Source organism: Streptomyces sp. NPDC012637 (assembly GCF_042954805.1).
Lineage (GTDB): Bacteria > Actinomycetota > Actinomycetes > Streptomycetales > Streptomycetaceae > Streptomyces.
On sequence record NZ_JBIBDS010000006.1, the window covers coordinates 127369 to 151582 of the forward strand.

Annotated in this window: 24 protein-coding genes and 4 pseudogenes; 16 read left to right on the forward strand and 12 right to left on the reverse strand. The window is 70.7% G+C overall.

Annotated features, from left to right (window positions below; genetic code table 11):
* The first annotated feature begins 147 nt into the window (after nucleotides 1-147).
* The 5 genes from ACFY8W_RS23780 (at nucleotide 148) to ACFY8W_RS23800 (ending at nucleotide 3319) form a co-directional block, all read left to right on the forward strand.
* A complete protein-coding gene (locus ACFY8W_RS23780; RefSeq protein WP_391109643.1) occupies nucleotides 148-402 on the forward strand; it encodes an ankyrin repeat domain-containing protein in 255 nt (84 codons plus the stop codon).
* Complete coding sequence (locus tag ACFY8W_RS23785; RefSeq protein ID WP_391108592.1) at nucleotides 372-1109, forward strand: VOC family protein; 738 nt, start codon at nucleotides 372-374, stop codon at nucleotides 1107-1109. Before ACFY8W_RS23780 ends, ACFY8W_RS23785 begins: the two co-directional genes overlap by 31 nt.
* A 637-nt stretch (nucleotides 1110-1746) precedes the next feature.
* Nucleotides 1747-2040, forward strand: a complete 294-nt coding sequence (locus tag ACFY8W_RS23790) for a hypothetical protein (protein ID WP_391108595.1) — start codon at nucleotides 1747-1749, stop codon at nucleotides 2038-2040.
* An 85-nt stretch (nucleotides 2041-2125) separates the two neighbouring features.
* Entirely contained in the window at nucleotides 2126-2320 is a 195-nt protein-coding gene (locus tag ACFY8W_RS23795) for a hypothetical protein (protein WP_391108598.1), read from the forward strand.
* A 195-nt stretch (nucleotides 2321-2515) separates the two neighbouring features.
* Entirely contained in the window at nucleotides 2516-3319 is an 804-nt protein-coding gene (locus ACFY8W_RS23800; protein ID WP_391108601.1) for an MBL fold metallo-hydrolase, read from the forward strand.
* A gap of 152 nt (nucleotides 3320-3471) precedes the next feature.
* Here the strand turns inward: ACFY8W_RS23800 and ACFY8W_RS23805 are convergent, their stop codons facing one another.
* Nucleotides 3472-4107: a helix-turn-helix domain-containing protein gene (locus ACFY8W_RS23805; protein WP_391108604.1), complete on the reverse strand. Its 636-nt coding sequence runs from the start codon at nucleotides 4105-4107 to the stop codon at nucleotides 3472-3474.
* Between the two features lie 95 nt (nucleotides 4108-4202).
* Between ACFY8W_RS23805 and ACFY8W_RS23810 the strand changes: the two genes are divergently transcribed.
* The 5 genes and pseudogenes from ACFY8W_RS23810 to ACFY8W_RS23830 all read left to right on the forward strand — a co-directional run.
* A complete protein-coding gene (locus ACFY8W_RS23810; protein WP_391108607.1) occupies nucleotides 4203-5654 on the forward strand; it encodes a DHA2 family efflux MFS transporter permease subunit in 1452 nt (483 codons plus the stop codon).
* 228 nt (nucleotides 5655-5882) lie between these two features.
* The gene (locus ACFY8W_RS23815; protein ID WP_391108609.1) at nucleotides 5883-7370 is read left to right on the forward strand and encodes a membrane-associated oxidoreductase; all 1488 of its coding nucleotides are present in this window, start codon (nucleotides 5883-5885) and stop codon (nucleotides 7368-7370) included.
* 154 nt (nucleotides 7371-7524) lie between these two features.
* Nucleotides 7525-8175 carry a dihydrofolate reductase family protein gene (locus tag ACFY8W_RS23820; protein WP_391108612.1) on the forward strand — a complete coding sequence of 217 codons (651 nt, stop codon included), beginning with the start codon at nucleotides 7525-7527 and terminating at the stop codon, nucleotides 8173-8175.
* A 47-nt stretch (nucleotides 8176-8222) separates the two neighbouring features.
* Nucleotides 8223-8738 (forward strand): DUF664 domain-containing protein, encoded by a 516-nt coding sequence (locus tag ACFY8W_RS23825; protein ID WP_391109645.1) that lies wholly within the window; start codon nucleotides 8223-8225, stop codon nucleotides 8736-8738.
* A gap of 84 nt (nucleotides 8739-8822) precedes the next feature.
* Nucleotides 8823-9147, forward strand: a pseudogene (locus ACFY8W_RS23830) (IS5/IS1182 family transposase); the annotation flags it as partial.
* A 1-nt stretch (nucleotide 9148) separates the two neighbouring features.
* Here ACFY8W_RS23830 and ACFY8W_RS23835 read toward each other — a convergent pair.
* A complete protein-coding gene (locus ACFY8W_RS23835) occupies nucleotides 9149-9766 on the reverse strand; it encodes a hypothetical protein (protein WP_391108615.1) in 618 nt (205 codons plus the stop codon).
* Between the two features lie 226 nt (nucleotides 9767-9992).
* Between ACFY8W_RS23835 and ACFY8W_RS23840 the strand changes: the two are divergent.
* Nucleotides 9993-10144 (forward strand): annotated as a pseudogene (locus ACFY8W_RS23840) (IS5/IS1182 family transposase); the annotation flags it as partial.
* A gap of 23 nt (nucleotides 10145-10167) precedes the next feature.
* On the opposite strand, the pseudogene ACFY8W_RS23845 reads toward ACFY8W_RS23840, so the two are convergent.
* The 3 genes and pseudogenes from ACFY8W_RS23845 to ACFY8W_RS23855 form a co-directional block, all read right to left on the reverse strand.
* Nucleotides 10168-10418, reverse strand: a pseudogene (locus tag ACFY8W_RS23845) (transposase family protein); the annotation flags it as partial.
* Nucleotides 10419-10485: 67 nt separating this feature from the next.
* On the reverse strand, nucleotides 10486-10902 hold the full coding sequence (locus tag ACFY8W_RS23850) for a hypothetical protein (RefSeq protein WP_391108617.1): 417 nt from the start codon (nucleotides 10900-10902) through the stop codon (nucleotides 10486-10488).
* A gap of 114 nt (nucleotides 10903-11016) precedes the next feature.
* Nucleotides 11017-11589, reverse strand: coding sequence for an SMI1/KNR4 family protein (locus ACFY8W_RS23855; RefSeq protein ID WP_391108620.1), 573 nt, complete (start codon nucleotides 11587-11589; stop codon nucleotides 11017-11019).
* A gap of 13 nt (nucleotides 11590-11602) precedes the next feature.
* Between ACFY8W_RS23855 and ACFY8W_RS23860 the strand changes: the two are divergent.
* Nucleotides 11603-12523: pseudogene (locus tag ACFY8W_RS23860) on the forward strand (class I SAM-dependent methyltransferase); the annotation flags it as partial.
* A 362-nt stretch (nucleotides 12524-12885) separates the two neighbouring features.
* Here ACFY8W_RS23860 and ACFY8W_RS23865 read toward each other — a convergent pair.
* The gene (locus tag ACFY8W_RS23865) at nucleotides 12886-13887 is read right to left on the reverse strand and encodes a hypothetical protein (protein ID WP_391108623.1); all 1002 of its coding nucleotides are present in this window, start codon (nucleotides 13885-13887) and stop codon (nucleotides 12886-12888) included.
* Between the two features lie 277 nt (nucleotides 13888-14164).
* On the reverse strand, nucleotides 14165-14746 hold the full coding sequence (locus ACFY8W_RS23870) for a hypothetical protein (protein WP_391108626.1): 582 nt from the start codon (nucleotides 14744-14746) through the stop codon (nucleotides 14165-14167).
* Between the two features lie 359 nt (nucleotides 14747-15105).
* Between ACFY8W_RS23870 and ACFY8W_RS23875 the strand changes: the two genes are divergently transcribed.
* Nucleotides 15106-15606, forward strand: coding sequence for a hypothetical protein (locus ACFY8W_RS23875; protein WP_391108629.1), 501 nt, complete (start codon nucleotides 15106-15108; stop codon nucleotides 15604-15606).
* 243 nt (nucleotides 15607-15849) lie between these two features.
* On the opposite strand, the gene ACFY8W_RS23880 is transcribed toward ACFY8W_RS23875, so the two are convergent.
* The 3 genes from ACFY8W_RS23880 to ACFY8W_RS23890 all read right to left on the reverse strand — a co-directional run bounded on the left by ACFY8W_RS23880 (nucleotide 15850) and on the right by ACFY8W_RS23890 (nucleotide 18074).
* On the reverse strand, nucleotides 15850-16692 hold the full coding sequence (locus tag ACFY8W_RS23880) for an alpha/beta fold hydrolase (protein WP_391108632.1): 843 nt from the start codon (nucleotides 16690-16692) through the stop codon (nucleotides 15850-15852).
* A 4-nt stretch (nucleotides 16693-16696) separates the two neighbouring features.
* Nucleotides 16697-17314 carry a dihydrofolate reductase family protein gene (locus ACFY8W_RS23885; protein WP_391108635.1) on the reverse strand — a complete coding sequence of 206 codons (618 nt, stop codon included), beginning with the start codon at nucleotides 17312-17314 and terminating at the stop codon, nucleotides 16697-16699.
* A 295-nt stretch (nucleotides 17315-17609) separates the two neighbouring features.
* The gene (locus tag ACFY8W_RS23890) at nucleotides 17610-18074 is read right to left on the reverse strand and encodes a ricin-type beta-trefoil lectin domain protein (protein ID WP_391108637.1); all 465 of its coding nucleotides are present in this window, start codon (nucleotides 18072-18074) and stop codon (nucleotides 17610-17612) included.
* 234 nt (nucleotides 18075-18308) lie between these two features.
* Between ACFY8W_RS23890 and ACFY8W_RS23895 the strand changes: the two genes are divergently transcribed.
* Both ACFY8W_RS23895 and ACFY8W_RS23900 read left to right on the forward strand, forming a co-directional pair.
* Nucleotides 18309-18902: a DUF664 domain-containing protein gene (locus ACFY8W_RS23895; RefSeq protein ID WP_391108639.1), complete on the forward strand. Its 594-nt coding sequence runs from the start codon at nucleotides 18309-18311 to the stop codon at nucleotides 18900-18902.
* 172 nt (nucleotides 18903-19074) lie between these two features.
* Entirely contained in the window at nucleotides 19075-19815 is a 741-nt protein-coding gene (locus ACFY8W_RS23900; RefSeq protein WP_391108642.1) for a methyltransferase domain-containing protein, read from the forward strand.
* Between the two features lie 353 nt (nucleotides 19816-20168).
* On the opposite strand, the gene ACFY8W_RS23905 is transcribed toward ACFY8W_RS23900, so the two are convergent.
* Entirely contained in the window at nucleotides 20169-20585 is a 417-nt protein-coding gene (locus tag ACFY8W_RS23905) for a hypothetical protein (protein ID WP_391108645.1), read from the reverse strand.
* A gap of 123 nt (nucleotides 20586-20708) precedes the next feature.
* On the reverse strand, nucleotides 20709-22430 hold the full coding sequence (locus tag ACFY8W_RS23910; protein WP_391108648.1) for a SpoIIE family protein phosphatase: 1722 nt from the start codon (nucleotides 22428-22430) through the stop codon (nucleotides 20709-20711).
* 464 nt (nucleotides 22431-22894) lie between these two features.
* Here ACFY8W_RS23910 and ACFY8W_RS23915 point away from each other — a divergent pair, with 464 nt between their 5' ends.
* Nucleotides 22895-23935, forward strand: coding sequence for a vWA domain-containing protein (locus tag ACFY8W_RS23915; protein ID WP_391108651.1), 1041 nt, complete (start codon nucleotides 22895-22897; stop codon nucleotides 23933-23935).
* The last annotated feature ends 279 nt before the right edge of the window (nucleotides 23936-24214 follow it).

Sequence of the window (24214 nt, forward strand, 5' to 3'; positions counted from 1 at the left end):
GGGGCGATCTGCGACAACCGTCAGGCGAGTACGACGAGATGGCGCCTCCGTGCCGGGCAGCGATGCACGGGCATCCAGAAGTGGTGAGCGCCCCTTCTCGATGCCGGCGCCCCTACTTGTGCCCAGGGCCGGGTGGAATACGTGCCGATGCTGGTGGCAGCGCCGTCCGGATACCACGGGCACCCGCAAACCGTGGACTTGCTCGTGGACCACGGGACGGACATCGATGCGGTGACGAAGGGCAGGACGCCTCTGGAGTGGGCGTCCTTCTTCGAAAACGGTGCCCTGCGTGCAACCGGGGTCGAGTGCTGGACCTCCCGCGGTCAGCCTGGCCGGGGGGGGGAACCGGGCACTGCTCTTAGGATCCATGCATGGCAACAAGACTTGTGCAGATCAACATGAAGGCCCAGGACGACTCCGCGCTCGGCCGGTTCTGGGCGGAGGCCCTCGGGTGGGGCATCGACAGCGAGGCACCGGGTGTCACGAACCTCGAGCCCATCGGCTTCACGTACCCCGACCCGGCGGCCGTCTGCATCGACCTCGTCACCCGCCCGGAGCCCAAGACGGTGAAGAACCGGGTGCACCTTGATCTGGCCACCACCTCTCGTGCCCATCAGGCGCAGTTGGTCGCTCGCCTGGAGGACCTCGGCGCCACGCACGCCGACGTGGGTCAGGGCGACGTCCCCTGGACGGTCATGGCCGACCCGGAAGGCAACGAGTTCTGCGTCCTGGAGCCCCGCCCGATCTACGGGGACACCGGACCGATCGCGGCGGTGGTGGTCGACTGCACGGACCCCCGAGCGATGGCCCGGTTCTGGGGCGAGGCGACGGACTGGACACTGCACGAGGTGACCGACGACCACGCGCGCATGCGCTCCGCCAAGGGAGTCGGCCCTTACCTGGAGTTCGTCCGTACCCCCGACGCCAAGACCGTGTGGAACCGCGTCCACCTCGACGTCGCCCCCTACCTCGGCGACGACCCGGCGGCGGAGGAAGCCCGGCTGCGCGCTCTGGGCGCCACCGACCCCGGTATCGACCAGTCCGCGATCTCCTGGACGATTCTGGCGGACCCGGAAGGCAACGAGTTCTGCCTCCTCTCCCCTCGCTGACCCCGGGCAGCGGCTCCGGCCGGCAGGCCACGGGCCGACGGCGGAGGCCGGGCCATCCGTGCCGACCGGCGGAGCCAGTGCAGCCAGTCGGTCGGGTCGGTGCTGGTTGATCGGTCGGCAGGCGCCGGCCGGGCGCCGGGCCGGTGCCGACCGGCGGAGCAGTGCCAGCCAGTGGGGCCGGCCGGGCCGGGAACGTGCGAACAAGCCCGCTCAGCTGAACCTGTCGCTCGGCTCCGCCACCGGGGAGGGGCCGGCCGCCAGGCTGGTGAGGGCAGACCGTCCGGCGACAGCCAAGAGCCGGTTCTCTATCCGTTCCCGGTGCGGGTGTGTGCCGGACGCTTCGTCGGAGACCCGCTGCCGTGCGTCAACGCCGGCTCCTCCGCCAGCCGCCGAACTGATGACGCAGCCACACCCGGTGACACCTCGTCCTCGGCGGCCAAGCCGAGAGGGTGCCAGGCAACGGCCCAGCTCCTGGCCGGCTCGCGGCACCGGCCTCCTGCTCAGCTCCACGGACCGCCGCACGCAGGGCCCGCACACCGAGGAAGCCTTCCGTCGCTCTACGAGTCGCCGCGATTACTTACGGCTAGGATCGCGGCCGTTGCCGCACGCTCGCGGCAACCGAGAAAGGGGCACACGGATGGCCATCATCGTCACCTTCGACTTCCCTGACGCCGGGCAGGAGCTCTACGACACGGTCATCGACCGCATGACCGGCGGTCGGGGCTTCACCCGGTTCGCAGACCTGCCGGTCGCAGGTCTCATCTCTCACGCGGCCGGTCCGGCCGACGGCGCTTTCCGCGTGACCGAGGTCTGGGAAAGCAGGGAAGCCCTCGAGACCCACGCGAAGGCCTTCGGCCCGGTCCTGGCCGACCTCGGCCACGCCGACGTCCAGCCGACGATCATCCCGGCGCACAACGTCGTCATTCGGTAAGGACTGTTCAGGAGTAGGTGTCCGAAGCTTTTCGGCCTCAGGGCGAAGTCCGTCACCGGAGCTCCGAGCAGCTGTTCATCCGGCCGTGGTCGAAGCGGAGGAAGCCGTCGAACTGTTCGAGACGGCGCAGCCCGGGCAACCTGTCGTCGAGCAGGTCCTCAAGCGGGCCGGAGACGGCTGGTTCCCTCCGTTCGACCGCGGCTCCGGCTGCTGCACGACCGTTGACGACGCCGAGGTCCACCCGGCAGAACTGTGCTTCTGGGGCTTCACCAGAGACTGATCCGGGTTTCCCGACCGGAAAGACGACGAGCGCCGACCGGCTCGACCTCAGGCCGAAGCGACCGACAGCCGAGCCAAGCAGTCGGCCGAGGCCTGCCGCTTCTCTGAGGCGCCACGACCTGGAGTCGGCTCCGGAGAACCTCCGACTCGGAATCCGTCTGGTCGCGGGCCGCGTGCTGCTGGCAGTATCTGGGAGATGCCCCCTTCCCTGCAGGTCGGTCCGTACACCGTCATCGCGCTCGCCGACGGCGCGGGCCCCTTCTTCTCTCCCAGGGCGGAGGCTTTCCCCGATGCCACCACCGAGCAGTGGACGGCGGCCGACCGGTTCGATCCCGGGGCGCTCGATGCCGACGGACGCTGGTGGCTCCAGTTCCGGGCGTTCGCGATCCGCAGCGACCAGGGAGTGACGCTGGTCGATGCGGGGATCGGGCCGGCCGACGGCCCGGCGGCCTCATGGGCGCCCGTGCCCGGGGCGCTCCCGGCTTCGTTGGCCGCCGCGGGCATCGAACCGTCCGACGTGGACACCGTGGTGCTCACGCATCTCCACACCGACCACGTGGGCTGGGCCGTCGTCGGTGGCGATCAGGCGCAGCCGTTCTTCCCTCGCGCGGAGTACGTGTTGCAGCAGGCCGAACTCGACGCGATCGAGGAGGTCAACCCGCAGCTCCGGTCCTCGGTGATCGATCCGCTGCGGAAGACCGATCAGCTGCGGCTGCTCGACGGCGACACCCCGCTGCGAAGCGGTGAGCGCGTGATCGCCACACCCGGTCACACGCCCGGCCACCAGAGCGTGCTCGTCGGGGCCGGGCGCGAACTGGTCGCCGTCACCGGTGACCTGCTCGTGCACGCGATCCAGCTGCTCCATCCCGAACTCGCCTACGCCCACGAGATGGACCCGGGACAGGCGACGGCCGCGAGGGAACGGGTGCTTGGCAACCGGACCGCCGACACCCTCTACCTCGCCACCCCGCACCTGACGGAGCCGTTCATCGCCCGCTGATCCGCCGCGAGTTCAGCACCCGGACTTTCGCGCGATCGGCGTGACAGTCCTGGCCGTCACGGGTCATGACGGTGCCGGCGGAGGAGTCGGGGCCGCGGTGGGCGGATCATCACGGTGCCGGCGGAGGAGTCGGGGCCGCGGTGGGCGGATCATCACGGTGCCGGCGGAGGAGTCGGGACCGCGGTGGGCGGGGCGGGATCCGTGGTGGAGGGCCTGGCCCGGACCACTGCCTGGTCCCCTCGGGGGCCGAACAGGTGCAGGATCTCCACGGCGCTCGTGTCCGCCGGGCCGAACCAGTGGGGCTCGGTGGTGTCGAACTCGGCCACTTCGCCCGGCAGCAGCGTGACGTCCTGCGCCCCCAGGATGAGGCGTAGCCGCCCGGCGAGCACGTAGAGCCATTCGTAGCCCTCGTGGGTGACCAGTTCCGGTGGGCGGGGTGCCAGTACCTGCTTGAAGACCTGTACGCGGCCCGGGTATTGCGTCAGGGGTACGAGGACGCTTCCGCGCTGCTTGCGCAGGGGCCGCAGGTGCACCCGGGGGTCACCGCTCGCCGGCGCCGCCACCAGCTGGTCGAGGGCGACGCGGTGCGCCCGTGCCAGCGGGATGAGCAGGTCCAGGGTCGGGCGCCGCCGGCCCGACTCCACCCGGGACAGGGTGCTGACCGAGATCCCGGTCGTGGCGGCGAGCGCCTCGAGTGTGAGCCCCCTCTCTCGGCGCAGCCTGCGCAGCCGGGGACCGATGCCGTCGAGGATCTGCGCCAGCTCCGCGTCGGTGGTTCCTGTGTTCATGGGCCCAGTTTTGCAGTGTTCGCAAAATCAGTGGGCTCGGGGACTCGCGGAGCCGAGTCTGGCGGGGCATTGTTCCCGGACTTCAGAGGTAGACGGTGACCGCGACGACACACGACCCCACTCCCTCCACTCCCCCTGCTCCGCCTGCTCCACCCGCGCTGAGTGCGCGCAGACGCTGGACGGTCCTGGCCGTCTGCTGCCTGAGCATGTTCCTGGTGGGCCTGGACACCACCATCGTCAATGTGGGCCTGCCGGCCATCGGGCGCGGCCTGGGTGTCGGCACGCGCGGTCTGGAATGGATCGTGGACGGCTACACCCTCGTCCTGGCCAGTCTCCTGATCTCGTCCGGTGCGCTGGCGGATCGCTTCGGACGCCGCCGCGTGTTCCAGTGCGGACTGGCCGTGTTCGGTGCGGCCTCGCTGGTCTGCGCGTTCGCCCCCTCGGCCGGTGTGCTCATCGCGGCCCGAGCCCTGCAGGGGGTCGGCGCCTCGATGCTCAGCCCCGTGGCGCTCGCGATCGTGGTGAACGCCATGCCGGACCCGAAGGAACGGGCGCAGGCGATCGGCATCTGGGCGTCGGTGTTCGGGCTGAGCATGGCAGCCGGACCCGTCACGGGCGGCGCGCTGCTCGCAGGGCTCGACTGGCGGGCGCTGTTCTGGGTCAACGTGCCCGTCATCGCGGCCGCTCTGCTGCTCAGCGCGGTGTTCGTGCCGGAGTCCCGGGCGGCCCGGGTCCGGCGGCTCGACGTGCCCGGCCAGGTCCTGCTGACCCTGGTCCTCGCCCTCGTCGTCGGCGTGCTGATCGAAGGGCCGCGCGTCGGCTGGACGTCGCCCGGGGCCCTGGCCGGATACGCGGGGGCCGCCGCGGCGACAGTCGGGTTCGTGTGGGTCGAGTCCCGCCGGAAGGAGCCGCTGATGGATCTGCGGCTCTTCCGCCGCCCGGTCTTCAGCGGCGCGGTCCTGGGCGCGGTGGCGGTCTTCGTCGCCCTGAACATGACGCTGCTCCTGAACACCCTCTACCTGCAGCACACCCGGCACTGGAGCCCGTTGGCCGCCGGCCTCGCGACGTTGCCCCTGGCCGTCGGAGCGACCGTATGCGCCCCTTGGTCAGGTCGCATGACCGGCCGCACGGGGCCACGGCTGCCGCTGCTTCTTGCCGGCGGTTTCCTCACGGCCGGCGGGCTCTGCCTGGTCCGGCTCACGCCGCACACCAGCGTGCTGCTGCTCCTGGCCGCGTACTCGCTCATCGGCATCGGGTTCGGGTTCGCCAACGCCCCGATCACCAACACCGCCGTCAACGGCCTGCCAGCCGCCCGAGCCGGCGTGGCCGGAGCCATCACCTCGACAGCACGGCAACTGGGTGCTGCCCTCGGCATCGCTCTCGCCGGCGGCCTCATCACCGGCGCGGACCCGACGGGGCTCGCACAGGCGTCCCGCCCGGGCTGGATCCTGGTCGCCGGCTGTGGCGTACTCCTGTTCTTCGTCGCCCGGACATCACGCCCGAGTCAGGCCACCACGAAGGACCCCGCCTCTCCGCAGGGGCGGTAGACCGCGCGGCTCTCTCCGCGCACCGCCATCGCCATCGGCACCGGCACCGGCACCGGCTCTGGCACTGGCCCGCCATCGGCACCGGCACCGGCATCGGCATCGGCATCGGCATCGGCAGTGGCATCGGCAGTGGCATCGCCACCGACTCCAACTGCCCCTGTGTGACCTCGCATTCTGGCTTGGAACGGAATTGACAGCCAGGCGGCACGGGCAGCAGAGTCACGGCAGGTGGACACGAATGATCTTTCTCCCGCCGAACTGAGGGTGTGGCACGCCTTCCCCAAAGGGGCCTCCGTCGACCTGCGTACGGCCGACGACGAGGACGCGGCAGGCGGTGCGGACTGGGGTCCGCAGCGGACCGTACGCGCCGAGGTGCTGCGGGCCCTGCTCCTCGGCGGCCCGCTCCAGGAGACGGAGATACCCGCCCTCAGACTCGCCGGCGCGCGGATCACCGGGACCCTCGACCTCGCCCACGGCACGATCGAGCACGCACTGCACCTGAACGACTGCTACTTCGAAGACACGCCTCTGCTCTACGCCGCCAGGCTGCGCCAGCTGAACCTGAGCGGCTCCGTCCTGCCCGGCCTGGCCGCCGCCACCGTGCACGTGGAGGGCATGGTGCAGCTGTCCGACTGCCGGTTCGGCGGGCTGGTGCGGCTCGGCGGGGCCCGGATCGAGGGGGCGCTGTTCATGAACGGGTGCGACATCAGCCCGCCGGACACCACCGAGTGGCCCGCGCTGCGTCTCGGCCACGCGACGATCGGCGACAACCTGTACGCGCCCGGCCTGCGAACGCGCGGGGAGGTACGTCTCAGCGGCGCCTCGGTCGCCGGGTCCGTCACCCTCGACAGGGCAACGCTCCACCACCCGTCCGGCGCCGCCCTCGACGCGCAGACCCTCACCGTGGGCAGCGATCTCCTCATGCGGCACGTCCACGTCGAGGGCTGGATCGGCCTGCGGGGCGCCCGCGTCCCGGGGCGGCTCGACCTGTCCTACGCGCAGCTTTCGAACCCGGGCGGCACGGCGCTGCGCGCGAGCAGCTGCGCCATCGGCGAGCTCTGGCTGCGCAAAGGACCGCCCATGCAAGGCGCTCTGAACCTGCGCCGCTCCCAGGTCGACGTGCTGTTCCTGGAACCCGACGTGCTGCCGGACGAGGTGATGCTGAACGGTCTCCTCTACACGACCCTGACTCCGCACGAGCCCGCGGAGCGCCGCCTTCCCATGCTGCACAACGAGAGCGAGGGGTACCTGCCCCACGGCTACGAACAGCTCACGGGGTCCTTCCTCAGGGTCGGTGACGACCACGCCGCCCGCGTCGTGCAGCTCGCCAAACTCCGGCGGCACCGCCGCACCCTGCCCTGGCTCGGCCGGATCTGGGGACACCTCCAGGAAGCCACCGTCGGCTACGGCTTCCGGCCCCTGCTCGCGGGCTTCTGGCTCCTGTCGCTCCTCGCCGTCGGTTCGGTCGTCTACGGGCTGCACCACCCGCCACCGCTCAAGCCGGACGAGGCACCCGAGTTCCACCCCGTGTTCTTCACCCTCGACCTGCTGCTCCCCGTGATTTCCTTCGGCCAGGAGCAGGCATTCGCCCCGCGCGGCTGGTACCAGACCCTTGCCTACGGCCTCGTCGTCGCCGGCTGGGTACTGGCCACCACCGTGTTCGCCGGGGTGACCCGCACCATCAGCCGTGGAGTCGGCCCCGGAGGCAGCCCTTGACCGACGGTTCTCCGCCCGTCGCACTCGCGGCGGCTCGTTTGCGGCCGGTCACGGCGGCACCGAGCAGACCGTTTGCGGCCGGTCACGGCAGCGCCGATGAGTTTTCGTGATCCGGACGGTCTTACCAGCGTTGTCGACAACACAGGAGGAGCACATGGCCACGGAGCAGCTGCTGAGGGTCCAGAACTTCAACGTCTCGAGCGACGGGATCGGCGCGGGCGAGGACCAGAGTCTCGAGCGTCCGTTCGGTCACGTCGATCCCGGGCGACTGTTCGCCTGGGCCGGCGCAACGGCGAGCTGGCCCATGCGCACCGAACCCGGCGGCAGCCGAGGCCTCGACGACTACCTGACCCGGGACTTCAGCCGGAACATCGGCGCCGAGATCATGGGCCGCAACAAGTTCGGCCCCCAGCGGGGCCCCTGGAAGGACGAGGAGTGGCGCGGCTGGTGGGGCGACGAACCGCCGTTCCGTACACCGGTGTTCGTCATGACGCACCACAAGCGTCCTTCCTTCACGCTCTCCGACACCACGTTCCACTTCGTCGACGGTGACCCGGTCACCGTCCTCGAGCAGGCCCGGGAAGCGGCGCAGGGCAAGGACGTCCGGCTCGGCGGCGGGGTCACGACCATCCGGCAGTTCCTCGACGCCGACCTCGTCGACACCATGCACGTGGCCGTCTCCCCGGTGACGCTGGGGTCCGGCCTGCGGCTCTGGGACTCCCCCGACGAGCTGCTCGACCGTTTCCACCTCGACGTCGTCCCGAGCCCGAGCGGCGTGACGCACCACCTGTTCTGGCGGAAGTGACCGGTCGCGGACGATCCGGCATCGAGGAGGGGATGGCCGTGAACCACGTGACGAGCGAGACGACGACTCCGGACAGCGAGGTCAGGGCGCTTCTCCAGGTCCTGGACGGGCAGCGACGCCATGTTCTCGGCATCCTCGACGGGCTCGACGCGGAGGCGCTGCGTCGGCCCGTGCTGCCGTCCGGATGGCACTGCCTGGGCCTGGTCCAGCACCTCGCGCTGGACGTCGAGCGCTTCTGGTTCCGCGCGGTCGTCGCCGGCGACGAGGACATCATCCGTAGCCTGCCGAAGGACGACGAGGCGTGGAACGTGGGCCCGGAGGTGCCGGCCGTCACCGTGCTCGACCGATACCGGCAGGAGACGGAACTGGCCGACGCCGTCATCACCACAACCCGGGCCGACACGGCTCTGGCCTGGTGGCCCCACGACCTGTTCGGTGCACCGCATCTGCACACCCTGCGCGACGTCCTGCTGCACGTCATCACCGAGACCGCCTGCCACGCCGGTCACCTCGACGCAGCCCGGGAACTCATCGACGGCCGCCGCTGGCTGACCCTGACCTGAAGCCGGTCCCGTAAAGGATCTTCGAGCCGGTGCGCGCGCGAGGCCGTCCGGTGTTCGGTGTCCGCCTGTCATCCCCTACGGGTGAGGTTGTGTCAGCACGCCGCCGGGGCCCGCGAAGAAAGGGGCCCCGGTCGGCGAACCGGATGACCGTGCCCTCGAACGGTCCCGCGGCGCACTGACCACCAAGGTCCACCGCGCCGCGGACGGCCAGTGGCGCCCGCTCGTCTTCGCCATCACTCCCATCCAGGCCGGTGACGCGTCCGCGTTCGTTCCGTCCCGTCCCGCAAGGTGGTGGCCCGCCTGCGGGTGCCGCGGCCGATCGGCCGCCCCAGGACGACCGGATGAGATTTTGGCCGACAAGCCCAACTGGTCGCGTACGACCCGCACTCGACTCCGCCGGAACGGCCTGCTCAGTCGTCGAACCACACGACGAGGCGCACGTTGTCGTCACCGTACTTTTCTGCGAGTTCTTTCATGGCTTCCCAGACGGGTTGCCACTCGCCGGTTCCGGTGACGGCATCTTTGCGACGGATGGTGACTGATCTGTAGAGCGTGTCCCCGACGAGCCACTCACTTCCTTCGGGCCAATCCCGGATTTCGCCGGCTTGGAGACCGACAGCCTCGGCGAACGCGCCACTCCAGGAGGCCTTGCCCGTCATCCTGAGCCCGCTCGGCGTCTGGCGGTATTGGTGAAGCCGGCTGTCGGGCTTCTCTGCGGGCTCGTCCCAGTCGACGGCCTTCACCTCGGCCCACGTGATCCACGTGGTGCCGTGAAAGCCGTCTTCGCCATACCACTCGGTCAGCTGGGCGAACCGCGCACTCACCGTGGCCGAGGCGTCGGCAGGAAAGCCCCTGCCTGCGGCCAGGGACCGGAAGTTCGCGTAGTTGCGGACGCCGAAGAGACAACCGAACGCGTCGTAGTTACGGACATCGTTGAGGGAGCCGAGGTCGTGTGCGCCGTACCAGATCGGCTCCTGATCGTCTTGCGGCACCCGATATTCGAGAAAGCCGCCTATATCTGTACCCATGCCAGGCATTCTCCCGACGCCGTCAAATCATTTCGTCTTCACCGGATCGACGACTTGCGCATACGCGAACTGCCTGGCCTGGAGGTTCTCCTCGCCCACTGGGCGTCAGCGAAGGACGGACGACAACCGACGATCAGATGATCCAGGGAATCCGACTGCGGGTATCGCGTGATCGGCGCCCTGAGGATTGTCCTGTAAGTGATCTTGCCGCGGGATGTTCTCGCCCGTGGCTGGTGTGATCACGGCTTCTGAGCCGTTCTGGATAGCCTCGTTCGCCGGACTGAGCCCGCGTGCCTTCGGCAAGTTGATGAGGCAGCTGCGCCGCGAGGGCGGCGACGCGCCGGGCCGGGCCGTGGTGGACCGTGGAAGCTGTCCCTGAACGGGTCCGCGGCCACGTCGAGCACGCCTTCGCCCTTGAGTCGGCAGTCGCGGAGGATCTTCCAGGTCTTCATCCGAGGGAAGACGTTCTCTACTCGGGCGCGGAGCTGTTGGTGGGAACGGCTGTGCTCCTGCTTCCACGGGCAAGGTCTCGGCTGGCCGGCCGGCGGTGCGGGATGACGAGACCGGCGCCCGGGCAGCCGCCGTCCGCGATCGTCGTAGTCCGGCCGACGGCGGACTTCGCACCGGACTCGCCCCAAGCCTTGCAGTCATTGAACCGGGACCCTCACGAGTGGTGCTGCACCTTGGTCTTCCCCGTCTGACACCACCCGGCGCGACGCTCAGGTCGTGTCGCGCTCGGCGGCCGAGGGGGAGGGTGGGAGCTCGTCGCAGCTCTCCGGGGTGAAGGCGTCGCGGCGGGCGAGGGTCACCGACAGAGGCAGGCCCAGCTGCTCGGCCGCGCGTCGGCGGACACGCACCTCCGATGGGGTCCGGGGGCGGAACGAAGGGAGCCGCCAACAGCCGCAGCCGGGGCGGTGGTCGTAGGTCAGCCCCTCCGCGAGCACGGTAGCGACGACGGACCACGCCTTCGCGTCGCGTCGCCGGGGCGCGGCGAAGTCGTAGCCGGCGAAGACAAGCTCCCGACGACAGCCAGGACAGATGCGCTTCCGGATCGGCCACGTGCTGCCCTTGAAGGAGAGCCGGCATGCGACGCACACGTAGTGCCGGGAGGCGCCGTTGAACGCGCGGTAGCACATGGCCAAGAGGCTACGCGTCGCCCGCGCGCGGGCCCAAGCGGATTCGTGGCGTCCCGGTGTGGCCGGTCAGCCACCCGTCCGCCGCCGCAGCGCGAGCGAATCGCGGGACAGCCCTTAGGTATCCGCGAACCAGGAGCGGCCCTGGGCCCAGTGGGTCGCCCAGCCTGTGAATCCGGGCGTGCCCGGCATCAGGGAGGGGCCCGGTGGGGTGCCGAAGGGGATCGCGCCGTTCTCGTCGATCATCCAGACGTGACCGCGCTGCGGACCGGTGACGACCAGGTGCCAGTACATGCCGCAGCCGTCGGTGCCCAGCAGCAGTGAGCCGTGGTCGGACAGGGAGTCGTCAAGGGCCTCGGACTCCTCCTCGGACAGCTCCTCCCCGTCGTCCTCCCACAGCCACGCGGCCGTGAGCGGAAAGGACTCGGCGAGAAGGCGTACGGGGCGGTCGGAGTCCCAGTCGTCGGGGACCTGCGCGAGGGGCAGCAGGCCGTAGTAGGGCGGGCCGGCGGGCAGCCCGTCGCAGACCTCCGCCACGAACGTGCGGTACGGCTCCGGAAGCACGATGCCGTGCTCCGCCTCGAAGGACCGCACCGCCTCCCAGCCGGCCGGCGGCACCGCTTCGGGACGCGACGCAAAGATCTCGCGGAGGGCGGCCAACTCGGCCGGGTCGCAGGTTTCCGTGTTCATGCCGGCATCATGCAAGATCCGCAATCTGGTGGACGACCCGGCCACCGACGCGGTCGCGCACCTGCGCCGACTGCGCGGGCTCCTACAGGAACAACGCGACCGCGCCGCCGCCATGGTGAGGGCCATCGACGAGGAACTGAAGGCACGAGCCTTGGGGATCAGGACGACGCCGGAGGAGCAACTGAAGTTTTTCGGGGCGCAGTTGTACGAGACCATAGGGTCCGCGTACCCGGCGACGCGAACCACGGAGCCGCGGATCGCCGCGAGGATCTGGGAAGCGCTCGGGGACGCACGGACCGTATTGAACGTCGGCGCGGGCACCGGCTCCTACGAACCCCCGGACCGCGACGTCACGGCGGTGGAGCCGTCAGCGGTCATGCGGGCACAGCGTCCCGCAGACGCGGCGCCGTGCGTGGCCGCCAGTGCGCAGAGCCTCCCGTTCGCCGACCAGTCCTTCGACGCCGCGATGGCGGTCAGCACCGTGCACCACTGGCCGGACCCCATCGCCGGTCTGCGCGAGATGCGGCGCGTGGCCCGCCGCGTGGTGGTGTTCACGTACGACGCCATTACGACCGGCCGGCTGGAGCGGTTCTGACTCACCCGCGACTACCTGCCCGAATTCGCCGGCCTCCTCACCGATTGACCTTCGCCGGCCGACATGACCCGCGCGATCGACGGTCACGCCGAGCCGGTCCTCATCCCGTGGGACTGCGCCGACGGCTTCTTCGAGGCGCACTGGCGCCGGCCCGAGGCTTACTTGGACGAGCACGTCCGCCGTGCGGTTTCCGTATGGACCAGAGTCGGACCGGACGCCGAGCAGCGGGCGGTCGGCAGCCTCTGCGAGGACCTCGCCTCGGGCCGGTGGGCCGAACGCAACCGCGACCTCGTCGCCCTCGACGCGGCGGAGCTGGGCCTCCGCCTGCTCGTGGCCTGAAGGTTTTACCGCCTTGCTCCTGTCCGGGCTTGTCGTGGACAAGGACGGGCCGGGAGCAGGCGTTTTACGGCGGTGACTTGGGAGGGGCGGCCGCGGCCGGCGTCGTGGTCGGGGTGCGGGTCCAGGGCGTGTGTGAGCCGGTGTCGATGCCGGCCCGAAGCGGAGGGAGCGGCCACGCATCCCGGCGCCGGGGGTGAGTCCGGCGCGGACGGCGGTCGTCGCGGCACGCGGACGCGCTCCTGCCTCAGGCTCGGCAGAGGTCCGCAGGACAAGCGGCGAGCTCTGTGCGGGCTGCCGTCTCCTGCCTCTCCCGCGGGAACAGGCCCACAGCAGCACGAGGACCGGGCTCGCAGGCGACAGGCCTAAGCCCCGGGCTGCTGCTCCAGACGTCGAACTTCCCGACCGGTCCGCTCGGCGGTCCGACAGGCCTCCCGCAAGGCGCTCTGTGCGCGCTTCACCGCCCTGCCCGCCTCTGCCGCAGCGGCCGTGGCCTCGCGCTCGGCCTGACGCGCCTGTTCCAGCTCACGCTCCAGGCGGCTGATCTGATCGGCCGCTTCGTCCCCCTTCGTCGCGGCGGCGTGCTGCGCCTGCTGTGCCTCGCCGAGCTCGCGCTCGCGCCGGGCGACCTCGGTGTCGGCCTCCTCTGCCGCCGCACGGGCGTGCTCGAGCTCGCGCAGCCGCTGCTCGTCCTCTCGGCGCCGCTGCTCGTCCTCTCGGCGCCGCTTCTCGACCTCGAGGCGCTGCTTCTCGACCTCGCGTACGTGCTCCTTGTCCTCGCGTACGTGCTCCTTGTCCTCGCGTACCCGCTCCTCGTCCTTGCTCCCCCGCCCTTCCTTCGGCGCAGGCTTCTTCGCCGGGGTCGTGCGGACGGTCCCCTCCTCCGGTGCGACGGCGGCGAATCCGACGGCGGCCTCGGGCACCTTCGCCAACCGGCCCTTGCCCCACAGCTCGGCTACGTCCGGGTGGGCGAGTACGCCGTGGAGGATCTGCTCGATCTCGCGCAGCACCGTGTCGCTGACCGGCTGCCCGGCCTCCTGGGCCAGGACGGCGGCCGTGTGGGCGAGCGCGGTGACCAGCTGGTGCCGCCGGCGGCTCGCCGCCCGCAGCTGCTCGGCGTCGAGGGTGCGGTGTGCCTGCCGCAAGGTCTCCCCGAGCGTCAGGAACTGGCCGGCCTCCTCGGCGCGCTGACGGGCCAGGAGATTCGCGGCCCACGCCGCGAGCGGGGGGCGGCGCAGCGCGGCGATCGCCTTCGCGGTAGCGGGCTCCTTCGCTCTGCGGGCCTCGGCCACGTAGGCGTCCCGCGCCGCGGTGAACTCCGACGGCTTGAGCCCGTACAGCTCATCGGCGATCAGCTCGACATCCACCGTTCCACTGTGCGCGGCCCACACCAAGCCCCGGCGACCGCGCGGCAGCGGCTAGGCCAGATGCCCGGCCAGGTCACCCGCGCGGGCCGAGCATCGCGTCACCACCGCCCTCCGGCCCCGCCTTCCAGTCCTTCGTCCAGTCCTTCGTCGGTGAGACGGACGGGAGGGCCGGCACGAACGCGCCGCGAGTGCGCACTGGGCGTGGGCGTGACGTGCAACGACGTAGGCGAGGCCCTGACGCGAATCCGCGATCAGCGCTACGTGCCAAGGTCGGCGATCAGAACGTCAAGTACCGGTAGTGCCGCAGGCGGGAGCCGGCGGCCTTCTCGGTCATGCCGAGCGCTACGGCGACCTGGGCGATCGCGTCCTGCTCCCCGCCGCTGAGGAACCTCGTGGCCAGGGGGCCGAAGAGGGCAACGGCCGATTCGAGTTCGTTCGCGACCTTCAGCACGACGAGAGGGTGGTCCTCGACCAGCTCGTCCAGGCGTTGGTGCAGTCGGCTCAGCAGGTCGGCAACGTCCTCGGGCAGCGGCACCGTGCGCGCAGCCACCTCGTCCAGGTGAGCCTCCCAGTCCGCTTCGGGCCCGGAGACGTCGTAGGAGGACAGGTCGTCGCGGTCGACCTTCTGCCAGTCGATCGGGAAGGTGCGCGTGCCGCGCCATCCGCACGCGCAGCGGCCTCGCATCGACGTGGCGGTCGGCCTGCGTAACTGGCCGGTGTAGGCCCACCAGTCCGTCGATTCGTGGAAGTAGCCGCCGCTTCCCATGTCGAAGTAGACCGGCCCCGGCTCGCTGCCGTCCGCGAGCAGCACGCCGACCTCGCCCTCGTGCGACTCGAAACCGTCACGCTTCCAGCTCATCGAGCAGGCCCTCCCTCGTCCGTGTAGAGACGGCCCATTCGGGCCGCCCCTCATCCACGATGGAGCAGGGACGAGTAGACATGCAGAGGGATCGGCATATTCCAAAGGCAATCGGTTGCGCGCGTCACGCCACGCGCCCCCTGGCGCGACCGGCACGCGGGGCCAGGGCCGGGGCTTCGGCCCTGGCCCTGATCCCGGCCCGAAAACCTCGGAGCATGGACGGGCACAGCTGCCACACTGACACCGAAGCGCAGAGCCGCCGAAGCGCAGAGCGGCCGAAGCGCAGAGCGGCCGAAGCGCAGAGCGGCCGAAGCGCAGAGCGGCCGAAGCCCAGACCCGCACAGAGGACCCGGACATCCATGCTGAACCCACTCGACGCTCCAGACGCGGTGTCAGCCGCGGCTGAACCGCTCGAGGAGTTGCTCGACGACTGCAACCACGTGTCGTCCATATACCTGTTGCCTGTGGTCCCAGTGGCCGGGACCACATCCGGTCATGACTGGATGAAGGGTCTCGCTCAAGCCGTTTGCGACGCAGCGGCCGGTGGACACCAGGTGAGCGCGTCGGTCGACCCGTTCGAGGCACCACGTGCCTGGCGAGACGTTCTGCGTCGACAGGTCACCGAAGGGTTCATGCAACCTGCGTACAGGTACTCCGACCGCAACCTGCGTCCGTCCGCTGAGATCCGGCAGGCGGGGGAACTCGCCGATGGCGTCGCCGACCTCATCGAAGCGCATCTCGGGCCGGTCCGGGTTTCCGGCGACGTCGACGGCCCGCACATGGGCGACATGTGGTGGCGCAACTTGCTGCTGGTCACCAGCGACTGGGCCACCATCCTGCATTTCGGAATCTGCGACTGACCGAGCACGGCCCCCGGCTCAGGCTCGTGCCTACGGCTCGCCCCTCCGGCCCCCGGCCCGTCCCCCGTCTCCCCTTTGCCGGACCCCGTCTCCCGTCTCCGCCAGCTGCGAACGCCCCTCGGCGGCTCTGATCATCCATGACTCCTGTGGGAATCCTGCCGATCACGGGCGCACGGCAGGGCCGGCCTCCGACGTCACGTCCACTCTGCGTGGAGCTCAGGTCCGTGTCGCATCGGCCGGCGGCTATCCGAGCGTGAGCATCGCCTCGGTGATCTCGCCGACGGCCGCCTCAGGGATCGCGGTGGCGGCCTCCTCGAGGACGAGCAGCCGCGCCCCGGGGATCTCTCGTGCGAGCACCTCGCCGTTGGCGACGGGGAAGAACCGGTTGCGCCGGCCGTGGACGACGAGCGTGGGGACCTCGATCTCAGGCAGGCGCTCGCGCCAGCGGGGTGTGCAGTCGAGCCTGGAGAACACCGTGCCCATTTGGTTGGCCATCTGGACCGGCGGTGCGGTTCCGGGCGTGCGGTCCCAGATGCGCGCGGCGATTGCGCGCGCGACGACGGGGTCGTCGCCGAGGGTCTCCGCGCCGGCGGCCACGAACTCCGCGACTGCCTCGCGGTCGGTCCAGTCCGGCATCGGACGCGCGAACAGGCGGCTCATCGTCTCCTGGTCATGGTCGGGAAGGTCGTCGTCGGTCGGGCCGGGGGCAACGGCTCGGGTGCCGACCAGGGTGAGCGCCGAGAACGCGCCCGGATGGTCGAGCACCGCCACCTGGGCGACCATCCCTCCGACGCCGGTCCCCGCCAGGTGTGCGGGCCTCCCGCCGAGCGCGTCGGCCAGGGCCGCCGCGTCGGCTGCGAGGTCGCGCAGGGTGTAGGCGGGCGCCTCGGGGTCCTTCGTGGTCGACTGCCCGCTGTCACGCAGGTCGTAGCGCACCACGCGGCGCCCGCCGGCGGCGAGGCGTTCGCACAGCGCGTCGGGCCAGGAGAGCATCGTCGTCCCGCCCGCGAGCAGGACGAGTGGCGCGTCGGTGTCACCGAACGAATCGATGCTCAAAGAGATCCCATTGGCGTTGACTGTGGTCATCGGATCACCGGAGTACGTCGTAGGTCAGGTGCGTCGCGGTCGAGGTCGAGGTCACGCTCCGCTGCACCAGCGTGTGCGGCGCGCCGCCGGTGAACAGTGGTGTCCCGGCGCCCAGCACGACGGGCGCGAGGTGCAGCGTCAGTACGTCGACCAGCCCGGCGTCGAGCGCAGAGCGAATCGTGGCGCCGCCGCCCATGAGGACGACGTCGAGGTCCTTGCCGCTGTGCGACGACGCCGCCGCGGCTCGCTCGCGCGCGGCGGTGACGGCGTCGGGCAGACCGGTGGTGACGAACGTCCAGTCGAGGCCGGCCGTCCGCACCTCCTGTGGCGGCGAGCTCGTCACGACGACGAACGCGGGCTTGCCGACCTCGCCGGCGCCGTAGCCGGTCGTGTCGTCCCAGCCCTGCGGCCCGTCGACGATGTCGAAGAGGTGGCGGCCCAGGACGACGGCGCCCGAGCGGGCGGTGCCCTCGCGCAGGACCCGGCGGTCGTCGGCGTCGTCGGAGAACGCCCACGTGTGCAGGGCGTCGCCTCCCGTACCCAGACCGTTGTCCAGGCTCGGGTCGGGGCCGGTGACGAACCCGTCGAGCGAGACGGAGATGTCAGCGATGATGCGTGTCATGTCAAGACAGACCTGTTCCGCCGCCCGAACTCATCGCTCGCGCACGAAGCGGGTGGGCGGGCGGATGCACTGAGGGCGGCTCTCTGTGGCGGTTCGCGCGCCGGTGAGCGGACGGGAAGGGCGAACCCGAGGTGGTCGCGGGGCCGACGACACGATCCAGCCAGCATGACCCGTGGTCACGGATTCCCTGCGCGTGCTACGAGACCCGGCACCCCGAGCTGCCGAGGAACGCGTTCTCGTGCGGCAGCCGGCGCAGGCTACCCGGGTTCTGCGCCGGCCATGCCATTTCAGCGAGCTAGGCAGGCGGAAGGGAAACGTCCCAGCGCTGCCAGGCGGCGCCCGTGCAGTCGCGGAGGTTGATGCCGGCGCCCTGGCTCGGGTCCCCGGCATTCTGGATGCTCAGGCACTGGTTGTTGACCTGGGTCACGAGCTGACGACCCACGACGTCCCACCGCTGGTTGGCCTGCCCGTGGCAGTCGCCCACGACCTGGGCGGGGGCGTTGAGTTCGCCGTTGCGGACGTCCAGGCAGTGGCGTTCGGCGAGGTTCCGCAGCTTGCGGCCCTCCCAGAACCACAGCTGGCTCCCGACCCCTGCGCAGCTGCGGACCTCCACATTGTCACCGTTGGAGGTCAGACAGCGGCCGTCCAGGTCGGTGCGGATCTCGAAGTAGTCGGCCGCCCCGGCCGGCGATGCCGTCCCCGGGCCGAACACGCCCGTCAGGGCGAGCATGACGGCGGTGGTGGCGAGTCGAATACGCATGAGTGGGGCCCCTGTTCAATTGCGGTGCGCCGTCCGCACCCCAGTGGATCATTACAGAGAGACACTATCTGCACACTCTGAGTAGTCAATACCTCCCGCTTCGAGACCACCGCCTTGGCCGCTTCTCGTAGCGGGTCAGGGCGGTGGCCACGGCCGGGTCTCGGCTCTGCGAGCGGTTGCGGACCATGTACGCGATCTTGAGACCGCGAGCAGCCCATGGCAGGCTCATGCCGCATGATCGATGAATTCGCGAAGGACAACCTGCACGGGAGACTGCGGCGGGATCGGAAGGCGCTGCTCTGGAAACTCGACGGCTTGTCCGAATACGACGCCCGTCGACCTTTGACGGCGACCGGGACCAACCTCCTCGGCCTGGTCAAACACGTGGCCACCGTGGAGGCCAGGTACTTCGGCGAGGTCTTCGACCGCCCTTCCCCGGAACCGCTGCCCCGCTGGCAGGACCACGACGGCAGCGATCAGTGGGCGACGGAGGACGAGACCCGCGATCAGATCATCGGGTTCTGCCGGCGCACGTGGGAACACTCGGACGCGACGATCAGCGAGCTTCCCCTCGACGCCCCAGGCCACGTGCCGTGGTGGCCGGAGCCTCGTCCCAACACCAACCTGTTCGCCGTCATGGTCCACGTCCTCGGCGAGTCCAACCGGCATGCCGGGCACGCCGATATCCTGCGCGAGAGCCTCGACGGCCGGACCGGGCTGCGCCCCGAATACGAGCAGCAGATCGACCTGGAAGCCCGTGCGGCCTACTGCGCGAAGATCGAGCAGGCCGCCAGGTCGGCCGCACCGATCAAGGCTGAGAACTCCTGACAAGGTGATGTTCAAGGTGGTCGGATCACTCCGGGACTGATGATGCGGGTGCGGGGCGGCTCGGCCGAAGCCCTGGCAAGGCGACGACGAGTCGTGGGGGCGGTGCAGGCCGAGCCGGGGAGAACGTAAATGCGTCGACAGCGCCCCTCGGCGCCCGGCACAGTGGCCACCCGTGACGAGCAGTGAACTGTGGACCCGCGCGACCGCCGACCGCTACGACGCCGAGGAGGCCGAAGCGTCCTCGGCCGCCGCTCTCGGACCGACCCTCGCCTTCCTCGCCGAGCTCGCCGGAGACGGCCGGGCGCTGGAGTTCGCCATCGGAACCGGACGGGTGGGAGTCCCGCTCCGGGAACGCGGCGTCCCGGTGGTGGGCATCGAACTGTCCGAGCACATGGCGGCGGTGCTGCGGCGCAAGGTCGACGAGGACACGCTCCCGGTAGCCATCGGGGACATGGCCACCACCGTCGTCCCCGGCGGGTTCACCCTGGTCTACCTCGTCTACAACACCATCACAAACCTGCTCACGCAGGACGAGCAGGTCGAGTGCTTCCGCAACGCCGCACGGCATCTCGAGCCCGGCGGCCGGTTCGTCATCGAGCTGGGCGTGCCGCCGCTGCGGCTCCTGCCGCCCGGCCAGGTCGCGGTGCCGTTCGACGTCTCCGAGCAGCATCTCGGGTTCGACACCTTCGACCTGGTCGAGCAGATGCTCGTCTCACACCACTTCACCCGCGACGGCGACGACGGCCACTACCGCCGCGACAACTCCCGGCACCGGTACGCCTGGCCGGCGGAGCTCGACCTGATGGCGCGGATCGCCGGCCTCGAGCTCGAACGTCGCGTCTCGGACTGGGACGGGTCTCCGTTCACCCAGGACTCCACGAAACACATCTCCGTGTGGCGCAAGCCGGCCTGAGGCCGGCCACCGGGGGCCGTCGACGTCGGCCGACCCTGTCTTGACCTTCTATCGGAGTTCAGAGGCAGGTCGAGTGCGGATCGTCGGCAAACTTGTCCATCGACCCTGCGCGGGCTTCCCGCCGAGCGCGTCGGCCAGGGCCGCCGCGTCGCTGCGAGCGAGAGCGCAGCCTAGGTCCAATCGGCCAGGGCAGGTCTCCGACGTCGGTTTCCGACGCGAGTCGGCGATGCCGCCCACCTACGGGTCCGTGATCACGTGTCGGAGTGCCACAGCGTGTGGTCTGGCGAGTGGTCTGGCGGGTCTGGTGTGTGGTCTGGCGTGCGCCCGCAGGCCATTTCGCCCCATCCTCGCCGTCACTCGACGACGCGTACGCACCCCGGCTTGGGAAAAGGCAGCATCCCCCAGCCCGACGGCCAGCCTCGCAGGCGTTGCCCTCCTGCTTCGGCTGCCAGCGTGCGCGGAACCCGCCGATGCCACCAGCGCTGGTTCTCGTCGCCTTCGCCCGGCCAGGATGTCGTGGCCGCGCGGAAGCGGCGGTCCAGTTCGGCGAGTTCGGGGAGGCGGAGCGCCGCCACCCGCGGCGGCAAGTGTGGCCAGACCCTCGCCAGCGCGTCCCGGCACCAGAGGTCGTTGTCGAGCTCTGGCGCACACCAGGAATAGCCGTCTTCCACCTCGGCCACGACGTCTCCCCAGGCCGCGATCAGCGAGTTGAGCGTGCACGGCTGTCCGCCGGCCCAGCGTCCGGCGCCCGTCGAGACGGCGGCGCTCACCGCCTCGTACTCCTGCGTAGTCAGCGGCGTCCGGTCTGCGGGGTCAGGTGTACGGACCACGCGACGACTATTCCAGGAAACCTCCGCCGGTACGAGCCGAACCACGCAGGTGCTTACGCGGGGTCAGCCCACGCGGATCGCGAGCATGCAGGCGTCGTCTTCGTGGCCGGCCTGATCCGGCGTCGCCAGGATCCCCTCGATCAGCTTTCCGGGCTCGTTGCCGTCGGAGTGGGTCATGGCGTCGGCGAGGCGCGCGATGCCCTCGGTGACGTCCTCTCCTCTGCGTTCGACGATGCCGTCGGTGTACAGCAGGAGCAGGTCGCCCCGTCGGAGCGGGGTGTCGCGGGTCTCGTACGCGTACCCGGGCAGGGCGCCGAGCAGCGGGCCGCGCTGGTCGGCGTGCAGCGGCTCGGCCCGCCCCTGGCGCAGCAGCAGGGGCGCGGGGTGGCCGGCGTCGGCCCAGTGCAGGACGCGGTCCTCGTCGATGTGCCCGGCGATCACCGTGGCGGTCTGGCCCGAGGGCTCGCTGCACACCAGCTCGTTCAGCCAGGTCGTGATCTCCCCGGCCGAGGCACCGGTCTGCGCCAGCCCGGCCAGGGCGTGGCGCTGCTGGGACATCCGCGCCACCGCCTCCAGGCCGTGCCCGGCGGCGTCACCGATGGCCACGAGGACCTTGCCGTCCGGCAGCAGCCGGCACTTGTACCAGTCGCCGCCCACCGCCGCGTCCGGCTCTGCGGGCCGGTACGACGCCGCCACGGTCAGGCCTACGGCGGCCAGGGCCTCGGAGTGCGTGGGCAGCAGCGCCTCGCGCATGGCGTCGGCGACCCGGCGCTCTGCCTGCGCCTGGCGGCGCAGCCGGTCCGACTCGCGCTCCGTCTCGGCGAGCCGGCGCCGGCTGCGTATCTGCGGCGTGAGGTCGCGGGCCACCAGGTTGACCGCCCACGGCCGGCCGTCGGTGCCGGCGACCGGGCGTCCCATCAGGTCGAGCGTGCGCACCTCGCCCAGGACGAGGAACCGGATCCTGGTCCAGGCGGGTTCCTCGCCGGCGAGAACGGAGGTGAGGAACTCGGCGAAGGCGGTCAGGTCGTCCGGCAGCAGGGCGTCGCAGAGCTGTTCCAGCGTCCACGGCATCTGGATCTCCGTGTGGAAGATCCGGCTGAGCCCCTCCGACCAGGTCACCTTCCCCGACAGCAGGTCCCAGCTGCCCCAGCCGAGCGATGCCAGGTACTGCGCGTCGATGGTCAGCAGTTCCGTCCGGCTCTGTACGGGCCGCCAGGTCGCGAGGACCTGTTCTCCGCAGCGCGCGGCCGAGTAGAGCAGCGGAGCGCGGTGGAGTCGGCCCAGGCGCTGCTCGGTGTAGTCGACGACGCGGCCCTCCAGTGGCGTTCCTCCGGCGAGGACGTCCGTGAGGGCGGCGAGCAGTCCGCTGCCCGCGGCTCCGGGCCGTGCCTCCAGGAACCGCTGGCCCACCTGCCGGTCGGGCGCTTCCAGCCAGTCCGCGGACCGGATCCGGTTGCCCGCGACGATGCGGAAGTCCCACACGGTTCCCGTGCCCTCCTCGACGAGGGGCTCCAGTAGCAGCGCGGATGCCGGGATGGCGTCGAGCGCGGCACAGACGCCGGGGGCTCCCTGGTCGTGGATGCTGCACAGACAGCGCGGCGAGGCAGCCGCATGTCCGGCTGCGGTGGCCGACGCGGGGGCGAGCAGCTGGACGGGCGCGATCACGTCCGACGCGGGGTCCGGGGCCCGCTCCGCGGTCCGCCGTACGGAGGAGCGCAGGGCGGACACCTCCCGCCCGATCAGGTCCTTCAGCTCGTCGACGGTGTCGGGGAGCGGAAAGTTCATGATCGACTCGCCTCCCTGGCCGGCGTGCAGGCCGTCGCACCGGCGGCCTGACCCTCGTACAACCGGTTGCTCCAGCGCCGCTGCCCCGCGGGAGGCGAATCATGCGCCCGATGCCGAGGTCGTAGGCCTGGCCTGCGGCGGTCGGGCGGTGCGGCGAGCCGGTTCGCCGGCTGGTCCATCGACCAGCCCTTCGGTGGCGTCCGGAGACCCACCGACGATCGGCCGGTCCATCGGGCGGACCGCCGGCTGGTCCATCGACCAGCCCTTCGGTGGCGTCCGGAGACCCACCGGCGATCGGCCGGTCCATCGGGCGGTCCGCCGGCCGGTCCGGCTGCAGGTCCACACGCAGGCCCGTCTGCAGGTCCGCCGGGGTGGCCGTCGCTGGCGCGCTCCCCAGAGCCAAGATCGATTGTCAGTGGTGGATGAGACGGTAGGAGCATCAAGTCGGAAAGAGGGGGCCTGTCTTGTCCGTAAGCCAGAACTACATCAACCACGTCGCTCTCGTCCTGGACGCCAGCTCGTCCATGTCGCACCTGAGGAACAAGGTCGTCGAGGTCGCCGACCAGCAGATCGCCTACCTCGCCCGCCGGTCGCGGGAGCTGGACCAGGAGACGCGAGTCACGGTGTACGTCTTCGCCGACAAGGTGGAGTGCGTCATCTACGACAAGGACGTGCTGCGGATGCCGTCGCTGAAGCAGCTCTACCGGGTCGGCGGGATGACGGCGCTGCTGGCGGCCGCGCTGAAGTCCCAGCACGAGCTCGCACAGACGGCCCAACTGTACGGTGACCACAGCTTCCTGACGTTCGTGCTGACGGACGGGCAGGAGAACGCGAGCCACCGTTGCCCTGGAACCCCTTCCAGGGATCCGCGCGCTCTGACGGCGGCTGTGGCCGAGATGATCGAGACGCAGCAGGACAACTGGACGCTGGCCGTCCTCGTGCCGGACCAGATGGGCAAGCGCGAGGCCATGAGCTGCGGCTTCCCGAAGGACAACATCGCCATCTGGGACGCGACGAGCACCCGGGGCCTTGAGGAGGCCGGGCAGGTCATCCAGGAGGCCACCGAGAAGTTCATGATCGGCCGCACGAAGGGCATCCGCGGGTCGCGGACGGTGTTCTCCACCGGCGCGGAGGCGGTCAACAAGGACACCATCAAGGCCGCCGGCCTCACCCCGGTGGACGCGTCGCAGTACCAGCTGATCCCGGTCACCCGTGATGCCGCCATCCGGAACTGGGTCACCGAGTCCGGGCACACCTACCGGACCGGCTGCGCCTTCTACCAGCTGAGCAAGTCGGAGAAGATCCAGGCGCGCAAGCAGATCGCGGTGCTGGAGAAGAAGACCGACCGCGTGTACACGGGACCCGAGGCCCGGGCACTGCTCGGCCTGCCCGACGAGGAGGTCCGTATCAAGCCGGACCACAACGACGACTACACGATCTTCGTGCAGAGCACCAGCGTGAACCGCAAGCTCGTGCCGAACACCCGGCTGCTCGTCATGAGCTGACACGGCTCGGGAGCCGCGACTGGGCGGCGCTCACGGCTTGCTGGCCTGGCTCGCCGGTCGCCCCCGGGGGCCGCGGCTCGGGTGCCACGGCTCGGCGTTCACGGCTTGAAGGCCATGGCTCGAGGGCCGCGGCTCGACGCGCACGGCTCAGAGCCGCGGCTTGCACGCCATGGCTCGCCGCCTGCGCCCCGGGGGCCGCGGCTCGGCGGGCACGGCTCGGGGACCATGGGTGCCGCCCACGCCCGGGGGCCGCGGCTCGGCGGGCACGAATCGGCACCC